At 45.8% G+C, this 11,410-nt stretch carries 10 protein-coding genes; 9 read left to right on the forward strand and 1 reads right to left on the reverse strand.

Translation table 11 applies throughout. The annotated features are described in order from the left end of the window. Window positions 1-22 precede the first annotated feature (22 nt). Genes J7K79_RS05855 through mfd form a run of 9 tightly spaced genes read left to right on the forward strand, consistent with a single transcriptional unit; the run spans window position 23 to window position 10,053 of the window. Window positions 23-355, forward strand: coding sequence for an STAS domain-containing protein (locus J7K79_RS05855; RefSeq protein WP_296906248.1), 333 nt, complete (start codon window positions 23-25; stop codon window positions 353-355). A gap of 1 nt (window position 356) precedes the next feature. Then, window positions 357-1,019 (forward strand): (d)CMP kinase, encoded by a 663-nt coding sequence (cmk, locus tag J7K79_RS05860; RefSeq protein ID WP_296906221.1) that lies wholly within the window; start codon window positions 357-359, stop codon window positions 1,017-1,019. Then, window positions 1,016-1,855: a 4-hydroxy-3-methylbut-2-enyl diphosphate reductase gene (ispH, locus tag J7K79_RS05865; protein WP_296906224.1), complete on the forward strand. Its 840-nt coding sequence runs from the start codon at window positions 1,016-1,018 to the stop codon at window positions 1,853-1,855. Before cmk ends, ispH begins: the two co-directional genes overlap by 4 nt. Continuing rightward, window positions 1,830-3,458, forward strand: a complete 1,629-nt coding sequence (locus J7K79_RS05870) for a 30S ribosomal protein S1 (protein ID WP_296906227.1) — start codon at window positions 1,830-1,832, stop codon at window positions 3,456-3,458. Before ispH ends, J7K79_RS05870 begins: the two co-directional genes overlap by 26 nt. A 3-nt stretch (window positions 3,459-3,461) precedes the next feature. Further along, entirely contained in the window at window positions 3,462-4,781 is a 1,320-nt protein-coding gene (gene der / locus J7K79_RS05875) for a ribosome biogenesis GTPase Der (protein WP_296906229.1), read from the forward strand. Between the two features lie 4 nt (window positions 4,782-4,785). Then, window positions 4,786-5,376 (forward strand): glycerol-3-phosphate 1-O-acyltransferase PlsY, encoded by a 591-nt coding sequence (gene plsY / locus J7K79_RS05880; protein ID WP_296906232.1) that lies wholly within the window; start codon window positions 4,786-4,788, stop codon window positions 5,374-5,376. Between the two features lie 4 nt (window positions 5,377-5,380). Then, a complete protein-coding gene (locus J7K79_RS05885; RefSeq protein ID WP_296906235.1) occupies window positions 5,381-6,967 on the forward strand; it encodes a hypothetical protein in 1,587 nt (528 codons plus the stop codon). Continuing rightward, on the forward strand, window positions 6,954-7,376 hold the full coding sequence (locus J7K79_RS05890; RefSeq protein ID WP_296906239.1) for a tetratricopeptide repeat protein: 423 nt from the start codon (window positions 6,954-6,956) through the stop codon (window positions 7,374-7,376). Before J7K79_RS05885 ends, J7K79_RS05890 begins: the two co-directional genes overlap by 14 nt. Next, on the forward strand, window positions 7,369-10,053 hold the full coding sequence (gene mfd, locus J7K79_RS05895) for a transcription-repair coupling factor (RefSeq protein ID WP_296906243.1): 2,685 nt from the start codon (window positions 7,369-7,371) through the stop codon (window positions 10,051-10,053). The genes J7K79_RS05890 and mfd overlap by 8 nt, the downstream gene beginning before the upstream one ends. 14 nt (window positions 10,054-10,067) lie before the next feature. Here mfd and rpoD read toward each other — a convergent pair whose 3' ends face one another. Further along, on the reverse strand, window positions 10,068-11,240 hold the full coding sequence (rpoD, locus tag J7K79_RS05900; RefSeq protein WP_296906245.1) for an RNA polymerase sigma factor RpoD: 1,173 nt from the start codon (window positions 11,238-11,240) through the stop codon (window positions 10,068-10,070). Window positions 11,241-11,410 lie beyond the last annotated feature (170 nt).

An 11,410-nucleotide genomic window follows, 5' to 3' on the forward strand; every position in this document is an offset into this window, starting at 1 on the left:
ATCCGTGTGGAGGAGGGATAACGTGGAAAGCTTGAAACTCGAGAAAGTAGAGCAAGAAGACAAGATAGTCGTGAAGGTTCATGGGGAAATCGATGCTTACAATTCCTCAGAACTGAAAGAACAGCTGAGGAACCTTGTTTCATCGACAGACAAGAAGAAAATTATCTTGGATCTTTCGTCCGTTTCCTATATGGACAGCGCAGGCCTGGGTACACTGGTTGTCATTTTAAAAGATGCGAAGATCAACGGGAAAGACTTTATTCTCAGTTCTCTGAAAGAGAGTATCCTGAGAATCTTCAAACTCACACACCTGGACAAGATCTTCAAGATCGTCGACACAACAGAGGAGGTGTAAGATGGGGTTTCAAATAGCAATCGATGGACCAGCGGCTTCGGGAAAATCCACCATTGCCAGGCTCTTGGCAGAAAGACTGGGATTTGAACATTTGAACACGGGAGCCACTTACCGTGCTGCTGCAGTCTACTTGAAGGAAAAAGGGTTGAATCCTTCTTCGCCCAGAGAAGAGCTGGAGAGAGCTCTTAGGAGCATGAGTATAGATTACAGAGATGGGAAGGTACTTGTCAACGGAGAAGACTACACAGAAAGGATTCAGAGTCCTGAGGTAGGTATTCTTGCTTCAGATTTTGCAAAACTCGAGGTGGTAAGATACTATCTCATCAGGATACAAAGAGAGATCTGTGATGATAAAAACGTCGTGGTTGAGGGGAGAGACATAGGAACTGTCGTTTTGCCGAACGCTCAGCTCAAGATATTCCTTACAGCTTCTCTGGAAGTTCGGGTTGAGAGGAAACTGATGGAATATCAAAAAAGAGGATTGAATGTTAGCAGGGAGGAAGTTGAGAAAGAGTTAATTTCGAGGGACAAACAGGACTCCAAGAGAAGTGTTTCTCCGCTGAAACCCGCGGAAGATGCTGTGGTTATCGACACAACCAACATGAGTGTAAACGAGGTTCTTCAAAAAATATTAGAGCTTGTCGAGGAGAGGATCAGATCTTGAAAGTCATCGTTGCAAAGAATATCGGTTTCTGCTTTGGAGTAGAAAGGGCGATAAAAACTGTTGAAAAGCTCTTAAAGGAAGGAAAAAGAGTTGTAACAGACGGTGAGATTGTTCACAACAAGTTGGTAATGGAAGATCTGGTGAAGAAAGGGTTGAAGATCTCCTCCGACCCTGCCGATGGGGATGTCTTCGTTGTAAGAGCCCATGGAATTCCAAAGAAAAAACTCGAAGAACTGAGAAAGATGTATTCGGAAGTGGTGGATCTTACCTGTCCCATTGTTTCTCAACTTTTCAAAACAGCACGGGAGTATGCTTCCAAGGGAAAGCTCATAGTATTTGGAAAGAAAGATCATTCTGAGATGGTTGCCCTGCTGGGGTACGCTTCTGCGATTGTAGCGAGAAAACCATTTGAAACGGAAGAAAAGAACGTAGTTTTTCTGTCTCAAACTACCTCTTCTCTGGACGAGTACAGGGAATTTGTATCAGAGATGATCAGAACAAACAACTTCAAAAAAGTCGTGTACCTGAACACGATATGTCCTGTGACCGTGGATCGGGAAAGAGAGGTAAGAGAACTCTCGAAAATTTGTGACCTTTCCATAGTGGTCGGGGGAAAACACAGTTCCAACACTGGGAAGCTGTTTCGCCTCGCATCCAGAAACTCCAGGGCCATATGGGTGGAATCATCCGATGAGATACCGGAAGGCGTAGTAAAATATGGTACGGTGTGTGTGTTCAGTGGAACTTCCACACCTGTTTCTTTGATAGAGAACATTGTTAGAAAATTAGAAGAGATGGAGGGGAAGTCTTATGGAACCTGTGGAATTCAACGATGAAATCCTTCGTCAGTACGAACCCGGTGAGTTCAGGAGAGGGCAAATAGTAAAAGGAACGGTTATTGGAAAGGAAGAGGACGGCATCGTGGTAGATTTCGGGGGGAAAAGTGAAGGATTCGTTCCAGAAAGTGAGTTGATCAAACCGGTGAGTGATTACAAAGTAGGGGAGGAACTCACCCTTCAGATATTGAACCTGAATTATGAGGAGAGATCCACTCTTTCAGAAAAAAGACCCATCTTCAGAGAGACGATGGAAGAACTGAGGAAATTTCACGAAGAAGGAAAGCCGGTCAAAGCCCGAATTGTCTCACAGTCAAAGGGTGGATACAATGTGCTATTGAAAGGCGTAGTGCCCGCTTTTTTGCCGGGTTCTCACTCTCTACTGAGAAGAGAAGATCCCCTTCCCAAAGAAGATGTGGATGTTCTCATACTGGATATGACTCGCACACGACGGGGTACAAGAATCGTTGTCTCAAGAAAAGCCATCCAGGAAAGGAAAGTGGAACAATTCTTCTCCGAAAGGAAAACAGGAGACATCGTTGAATGTGCAGTGAGGAGGATCACTCGTTCCGGGATTGTAGTCGAAATTCTGGGTGGAATAAGAGGTTTCATTCCAAGAAGTGAGCTCAGTTACGACACAAGGATAGTTCCCGAGGACATGGTACAGGTTGGTCAAACGGTCACAGCGAAGATTATTGAATTGGACAAAGATAGGAAAAGCGTGGTGCTCAGTATAAAACAACTTATGCCCGATCCCTGGAGCAAAGTAGAGGGAAAATATCCTCTCGGAAAAGTGGTGAGTGGGGAAGTCACGTCCATACATCCATTCGGTTTCTTCGTGAGGCTCGAACCTGGGGTGGAGGGGCTCGTTCCGCGCTCAGAAGTTTTCTGGGGAAGCAGCCGAAGAAACCTGGAAGACGTCGTGAAAGTCGGTGATCTTGTGAAGGTCGAAGTGATCAACGTGGACAAAGAAAACAGGAAACTCACCCTCAGCTACAGAAAAGCAAAGGGAGATCCGTGGGAAAACATCGAAGACAAGTACTATGTTGGAAACACGGTGGCTGGAAAGGTTACCTCCATCATAAAACAAGGAGTGTTCGTTGAACTGGAGGAAGGAATTGAAGGTTTCGTTCCTGCCTCCGAGCTTTCCTGGAGAAGAGTTGACCGTCCAGAAGAGGTTGTCAGAGTGGGAGAAAAAGTGAAAGTGAAGATAATGAACCTAGATAAGGAAAACAGAAGACTCTCTCTGAGTATAAAGAGAACTCAGAAAAATCCATGGGAGCGTGCTCTGGAAGAATTGGGAAAAGATTCCATGGTCAAAGGTACCGTGAAAAAGATCGTGAACTCAGGGGTGATCGTTCAGGTCAAAGAATACGATGTGGAGGGGTTCATACCGAACAACCACCTCATCAGTGAACCTGAGGAAGGCAAAACACTCAACCTTGTTGTTCTCAGGATCGATCCAGATGAAACATTCGGAGGGAGGATGATCCTGAGTGAAAAGAGGTTTGAAGAACGAATGAACATAGAAGAGTACAAGAAAAAGGTAGAAAAAGAAAATTATCAGAAATCCTTAGGTGACTTGTTGAAGAACGGAGAGTAAAACATGGCAACCGTGTTGATCGTTGGAAAACCCAACGTTGGAAAGTCCACTCTTTTCAATAAACTGGTGAGAAAAAGAAAGGCAATCGTTGAAGATGAAGAAGGGGTCACTCGTGACCCCGTTCAAGATACTGTAGAGTGGTACGGGAAGACCTTCAGATTGGTTGATACGTGCGGTGTGTTTGACAATCCACAGGATATAATTTCAAAAAAGATGAAGGAAGTGACCCTGAACATGATCAGGGAAGCGGATCTTGTACTGTTCGTTGTCGACGGAAAAAACGGCATAACAAAAGAAGACGAATCACTCGCTGATTTCCTTAGAAAATCAGGAGTGGACGTTATTCTGGTGGCAAACAAAGCGGAAAACCTTCGAGCATTTGAAAGAGAAGTGAAGCCAGAGCTCTACAGACTTGGATTTGATGATCCTGTACCCGTCTCAGCCGAGCACAGTCACAATCTTGAAACGCTAATGGAGAAGATTATCAAAAAACTCGAAGAAAAGGGGTTGGATCTGGAGACAAAACCGGAGATAACTGGGGCGGTGAAGATCGCTATTGTTGGACGCCCGAACGTTGGAAAATCCACTCTTTTCAACGCCATTCTGAACAAAGAGCGGGCACTGGTCTCGCCGATTCCCGGTACTACCAGGGATCCCGTCGACGACGAGGTGTTCATCGATGGAAGGAGATACGTCTTCGTGGACACGGCTGGTCTTAGGAGAAAGTCGAGAATAGAACCGAAAACTGTGGAGAGATATAGCACGTACAGAGTCGTTGAGAGTATAGAGAGAGCGGACATCGTCATCATCGTTCTCGATGCTACACAGGGTATTACAAGACAGGATCAAAGAATAGCGGGCTTGGTTGAAAGAAGAGGCAAAGCGAGTGTTGTTGTATTCAACAAGTGGGATCTGGTGGAGCATCGAGAAAAGAGATACGATGAGTTCACAAGTCTTTTCCGAGAAAAACTCTATTTTGTTGATTACAGTCCTCTGATATTCACTTCGGCGAACAAGGGATGGGGAGTGGAGAAGATAATCGATGCCATCAACCTGGCATACTCTTCTTACACAGCGAAAGTGCCTTCCAGCGCCTTGAACTCTGCTCTTCAGAAAGTGCTGGCGTTCACCAATTTGCCCCGTGGTCTTAAGATCTTTTTTGGACTTCAGGTGGACATAAAGCCACCCACTTTCCTGTTTTTTGTGAACAACACAGAGAAAGTCAAAGAACCCCAGAAAGTCTTCCTCAGAAGATTGATCAGAGAATACGTATTCCCATTCGAAGGCTCTCCCATATTTTTGAAATTCAAAAAGAGCAGGTGATATTGTGGAGTGGTGGGTTTTTCCCCTGACCGGGTACTTGATAGGATCAATTCCCTTCAGCTATCTGGTTCCAAAGTGGCTCAAAGGAGTGGACGTGAGAAAAGCTGGAAGTGGAAACGTGGGGGCAACGAACGCGATCAGAACGACGGGTCACGTTGTTGGTGGAATCTGCCTCTTGCTCGATGCACTGAAGGGATTTTTCCCCGTCCTCCTTGCAGGATCCATCTCGGAAGATCCAAAGCTCGTTTCCCTGACAGCGATATTGACCGTCCTCGGTCACGACTTTTCTGTTTTCATGAAGTTCAAAGGTGGAAAAGGTGTTGCCTCAACACTCGGTATCATCTTCTACCTGTCGTGGCCCATAGGAATTGTGTTCTCCCTTGTGTGGCTCTTTGTAGTGATGATCACTGGATACGCCTCTCTGGGATCACTCATTGGGCTCTATATTTCCGCACTTTTGGGATACCTTTTCAAAGGATACGACGCCGGCATGTTGATCCTGATACTCGCCGTTTTGTCAACTCTTCGTCACTCGGGGAATATACAAAGACTCCTGCACGGAACGGAAAGAAAGGTGACTCTCTTCAAGAGGTGAAAGTGTGAAAAAACATGTCATCCTTTTTCTTTTGTTCGTTACCCTGACTGTCTTTTCGCAGAGTGTCAAAGAGATGTTCTCAGAGGCAATAGTGGACTGGGCAAGGGGTGATATAGACTCCGCCATACAGAAAATAGAAGAGATCTTTTACAAACCTATCCCGGCAGAAGATCTAGCAGAGTTCTGGTACTTGAGAGCAAAGCTGATGATAGAAACCGGGCGTGTCAGAGAAGCTTATGAAGATTTGAAGAATCTGCTCGTCATCGTTCCCAACCAGCCTGAAGCTCTCTCGCTTGTCCACAACCTCGAATTCATCCTCCGAAACGAGAAGGTAGGTTCCTTCTACATGAAAACACTTCGCATCCTGGATGGGTTCAAGAACGGTGTGGAGTATTTCTTCTCACCGACGGACGTAGCTGTTCTGGGGAAGAACATCTACATTGTTGACCCACCAAACAACCGCTTGATAGAGACTGATGGATACACCTATAAGGTGAAAAAGCTGTCATTTCGGCCAGAGCAGGTCTTTGTTGACAAGGATGGAAACATTTTCTTGATCTCAGAAGACGGTGATGTTTATCGAAACGAAAAGAAGATAGGAACGTTTCTCCATCCTATTGGGGCAGGGGTACTGAACTCAGGGGAGTTTGTTGTAGCGGATGTAAACAAGATAGTCCTGATGAAGAACAACGGTGTTAAAGAAATACCGCTCAGTGGTAACCCACTGATCATGGATGCCGAAGTCTACAGACGACAGGTGATAGTCCTCGACGTTTGGAGCAACTCTCTCATAGCGACAGATGTAGACAGCGGCGAACAACAGAGAATCTCTCTTCCTGTTCCAGCGCGCTCTTTCGAGATGTTCTACGATGGATCGTACCTTTTACTCGACCAGTTTGGAGTGCTCTACCACTTCGACGGAAGAAGGCTTCAGAAGATTGGCTCGATCCCTCAGTATGTGAACATGGAGTACGATTATCCGTACCTTTTCGGAACAGATTGGAAGAATCATAGGGTGGAAATCAGCATCCTCAAATCCTCGGAGCCGGTTTTCGTACACATTGATTCTTTTGAGTTCACAACCGATAGGATGTCGCTCTACGTGAGAGTAGAGGACGCCTTTGGAAGGGATATAGATCTTGTTCATATTTTCTCGGACTTACTCGAGGCGCGTGGTCGGGTTCCCTTCGAGGTGTCTTACAGGATGAGGGAGTACACTACTTACATAAGTGATGAGGAGTTTCTTTCGAAAAAGATCTACCGGATGAACGATAGAAAGGGATACTGTGTGCTGGTACCGCCTGATACGGCGTTTTCACCCGAGCAACTCGCCGTCCTGAAGCTCAAAAACGTCAAACTCTACACCACGCGGGATGCACCACTCAAGTTGAGGAAGTTTTGCTACAAATCGGGTGGAGGCATAGACATGCCACACTTTCTGAAACACAACCTCTGGGTGTTCAGCTTTTCCTACGTCAAGCCTATCACCGAGGAGATCATACCCATTTCCGTTGTTTTCAAAACGCCCGACATGAACTACTCGGACACTGTGTACGTCACAAAGAAGGTGATAGAGCTTGAGCTTAAATGAGTTCGAAGAAGCGTATTTTGATATGAAGAGTGGAAAGCTGGATAGCGCCTTGGAGAAGTTCTTGAGACTAGCAGAAGAAGACCCATCTGCTGAGTTGTGGATCAACATCGGAAACATATACAGGAGGAAGAAACTTCTGGCAAAAGCAATGGAGAGCTACAAGAGAGCCATAGAAATGGACCCGGAAAGCGCAGAAGCCTTCTTCAACATGGGATGTACCTATTATCAGATGGGAAAGTATTTCGAAGCGTTGAATCTGATGAAAAAAGCAGAAGATCTCGGGTTGAAGGACTCAAGGGTGAAGATCGTAAAGGCCCTGTGTAAAGTGAAACTCAACTTTCCCAATCCCTTTGAAGGTCTCAGTGACGATGAGAAGAAACTCGTGAAAGATTTGACGAAGGATGGTTGAAATACTTCTGGTTCCAAATGAAAGGACAGCACGTGTAGAAGGATACCTCTTCTATCCCTCGAGAGACAATCTGCCTCTCGAAGATGTTTCTCTATCACCTGAAGTGAAGAAAAAAAGAGTAGAGATCCTCTGGAAGCTTCTGAAGGGAGAGGATCTCAAAATCGTCACCACACTGAAGGCCCTCACCGAACGGATTTTTTCCCCAGAATTTCTGGAGAGGAATTCTATCAAGGTCAGACGCCTTTCTTCATTCGACCTTACCCCCGAGAGATTCGTGGAGGCGGGATATGAAAGGGTCTTCACCGTTCAAATGCCCGGTGAGTTTTCCATCAGGGGTGGAATCTTAGATATCTTCTCTCCCGGGTATGACTTCCCCGTGAGAATAGAGCTTTTTGGAGATGAAGTGGAAGATATCAGATTCTTCGACATTACTACTCAGAGATCTTTCCGGGGTGTTGATGAAGTTTATATTCTCCCCTTTCTCGACGAGTATGGAAACAGTTCCTTGATAGACTTCGTAAAAAATGCGCGCTTCACATGTGAAGATCTAGAAAAAGTGTTGGAAGAATACCGAAAGATCAGAAGAGAGATGAAAGACCTTCTCAAGGAAAGATACGCCCAGTTCTTCGACGAGAGTGTCCTGGACAGGGTTTTGAAGAACATCGAGAAAACATCCTCAGTTGTATCCACCCCTTCTAGGAAAGAGGAGGAAGTCCTTCCTCTGGTAGACGTTGATGAGATAGAAGAAGGAGAGCTCGTCGTTCACAAAGAACACGGGATAGCCATCTTCGAGGGCATGGTCAGGTTGAGGAGTGTCCTTGGAGAACGAGACTATCTTAAACTGAGATACGAAGACGCGGTTCTTTACGTTCCGGTTGAAAAGATAGACAGGGTGCACAGATACATAGGTGATCCAACCCAGGTGAAGCTCGATAGATTGAGCAAAGGAAGATGGAAAAGGACGCTGAGAAAAGTTCGGGAGGACATCGAAAAAAGAGTACGAGAGCTTGTCGAGCTCTACTTGCAGAGAGAAGAAGCGAGGGGAATACCCCTCTCCGGTGATCCTGAGCTGGAAGAAAAGTTCGCGGAAACCTTTCCATATATAGAAACTCCTGATCAGCAGAGGTGCATAGAAGAAGTTCTGGCCGACTTGTCATCGGAGAAACCCATGGACAGGTTGCTCTGTGGTGATGCAGGAGTAGGCAAAACGGAGGTTGCCCTTCGGGCGGCTTTTCGTGCAGTAGTGTCTGGAAAGCAAGTGGCTGTCCTTGTTCCCACCACTGTGCTCGCCAGACAGCACTATGAGAACTTCAAGGAAAGGCTTGACTCGTTCGGCGTCAAAGTCGAGCTTCTTGACAGCTCCAGGACGTTGAGAGAAAGAAAAAAGATCCTGGAAGGGCTGAAGAAAGGTGAGGTAGACATTGTGATAGGAACGCACGCTCTTTTGAACAACAGGGTGGAATTTTCAGATCTCGGGCTTGTCATTATAGACGAAGAGCAAAAATTTGGTGTCGAACAAAAAGAAAAGTTCAAAAAGATGAGACTTTCCGTGAACGTTCTCTCTTTGAGTGCCACTCCTATTCCACGAACCTTGCACATGGCACTTTCTGGGATGAAGGACTTTTCGGTGATAAACGTTCCTCCACCTGGAAGAGGGCCTGTATATGTTAGCATCACCGAATACAGCGAGGAACTGGTAAAAGGAGCTATCGTGAGAGAGATAAACAGAGGTGGACAGGTGATCTACGTTCACAACAGAGTGGATGAACTCCCGGAGGTGTTCGAGAAACTGAAGAAAATGTTTCCAGAGTTCAGAATTGCTATGGCGCACGGTAAGATGTCCAGAAGGACTATGGAAAAGATCGTCCACGAGTTCTACAGCGGAAGCGTTGACATTCTTCTGTGCACGACGATCATTGAAAACGGCGTCGATATACCGAATGCCAACACCCTGATCGTCGATGATGCTCACAGATACGGTCTTGCCCAGCTCTATCAACTCAGGGGAAGAGTGGGAAGGAGCAACAGAAGAGCTTTCGCGTACTTTCTGTATCCAAAAGGAGTTCCGAGAAGCGCCCTGGAAAGGCTCAAGGTACTCAAAACGCATACAGGACCTGGTAGTGGACTGCAGATCGCCATGAGGGACATGGAAATGCGAGGCATTGGAGATGTTCTTGGACTGGAGCAACACGGAAACATCGTCTCCATTGGCCTGAAACTGTACAACGAAATACTAAAAGAGACCGTGATGAGGGTAAAAAGAAAGCAGGTTGAGGAAAAGCGCGTTATAAGTGTTGAGATAGAGAATCCGCCGGGGAAGTTCTTCATACCAGAGGGTTACATTTCGAACCTCATGGAAAGATTAAGGATATACAGAAGGCTAGCATCTTTCACTGAGGAAGAGGGGATCGAAGAAATACTCGAAGAGATGAAAGATCGATTTGGAGAACCACCAGAGGAAGTGAAGCTGCTCTTGGATTACTTCAAAATGAGGATAAGAGCGTCAAAACTGGGCGTGAGGAAAATCAAGTTCGATCACTCCATGGTGGAACTCTTTCCGAGCAAAGATTCACCGCTTCTGAAACATCCGGGATACAACCCAAGATCGGGAACTGTGGTTTTGTACAAGAGGGGTGACCCGATAGAGTACCTTCTGAGAGTCCTGAAAAACGAATAAGGGTGAGCTGTTGCTCACCCTTCATTTTCATCCATCAACGAAAGCAGTGATTTCAAATACTTGCTTCTTGAAGGATGCCTCAACTTTCGGAGAGCTTTGACCTCGATCTGTCTGATCCTTTCCCTTGTGACGTTGAAGTACTGTCCCACTTCTTCCAGCGTTTTCGGTTTTCCATCGAGTAGACCGTATCTCATTCTGAGAACCATGGCTTCCCTTGGGCTGAGTGTTTTCAGGACTTTTTCCAGCTCTTCGCGCATAAGCATCCTCATGGCCTCTTTTTTGGGAGAAGGTACCGATTCGTCTGCTACAAAGTCCTCTATGGAAGAGTCTTCGTCTTCACCGATCGGAGACTCAAGCGAGATTGTTTCCTTCGCCGCCTCGAGTATATCCTTTATCTTTTCTGGTGGTTTTCCCATCATCTTGGCCAGTTCTTCTACAGATGGTTCTTCTCCGTATTTCTGGTAGTACTCTCTTCTCAGCCTGTTCAACTTGTTTATCGTTTCAACCATGTGAACGGGTATCCTGATGGTTCTGGCCTGATCCGCAATCGCCCTTGTAATCGCCTGCCTAATCCACCAGGTAGCGTACGTGCTGAACTTGTATCCCTTCCTCCAATCGAATTTTTCCACTGCCTTAAGAAGACCAATGTTTCCCTCCTGTATCAAATCTTGGAAGGAAAGCCCACGTCCCATGTAGCGCTTTGCGATACTGACAACCAGCCTTAGGTTCGACGTTATGAGCTTTTCTTTGGCTTTTTTGTCACCCATCTGCGCTCGTCTTGCAAGCTCTCTTTCCTGGGCTGGTGTGAGGAGTGGTATCTTGCCAATTTCCTTAAGATACATCTTTATAGAATCCCTCACATTGCTGGTGTCGTGTATCTCAGGAGATTCCTTTTCAAGGAGCTCTTCCAGTTCCTCAGTGGAGGTCCCTGTTTCTTCCTCTGAATCGCTCTCCACGATGTTTATTCCATACTTTTCGAGTTCCTCGTATATCTTCTCTATCAAGTTCGTATCGAACTCCTCGTAATTGGGTGGAAATGCTTTATCTATGTCTTCATAGGTGATGTATCCCCTCTTTTTTCCCTGATTTATGAGTTTTTTTATCCGCTTTTCTATCTGAGAAGGAAACCTTTTCTCCTGTTCTTTGGCCTGTTCCTCTTTTGTGATAGCCTCTTTCTTTTCTGCCATACTTTTTCACCTCCTCTTGATTTTTCTCAAAAGGTCCACTTTCATATTCAAGAGGATGCGTCTTTCCTCTTCACTGGTGCTCTGTTTTATCATCTTTTCTATCTCCCCTAGGCGCTTTTTTAACTGACGCACTTTCAACTTTTCGGAGAGATCCTGAAAAAACTTTTCCG

The sequence above is a fragment of the Thermotoga sp. genome (assembly GCF_021162145.1).
GTDB lineage: Bacteria > Thermotogota > Thermotogae > Thermotogales > Thermotogaceae > Thermotoga.

Bases quoted from the DNA above. Each gene is read 5' to 3' on its own strand.
- cmk (WP_296906221.1), top strand. From the start codon at position 357: ATGGGGTTTCAAATAGCAATCGATGGACCAGCGGCTTCGGGAAAATCC.
- J7K79_RS05870 (WP_296906227.1), top strand. From the start codon at position 1,830: ATGGAACCTGTGGAATTCAACGATGAAATCCTTCGTCAGTACGAACCC.
- der (WP_296906229.1), top strand. From the start codon at position 3,462: ATGGCAACCGTGTTGATCGTTGGAAAACCCAACGTTGGAAAGTCCACT.
- mfd (WP_296906243.1), top strand. From the start codon at position 7,369: ATGGTTGAAATACTTCTGGTTCCAAATGAAAGGACAGCACGTGTAGAA.
- rpoD (WP_296906245.1), bottom strand. From the start codon at position 11,240: ATGGCAGAAAAGAAAGAGGCTATCACAAAAGAGGAACAGGCCAAAGAA.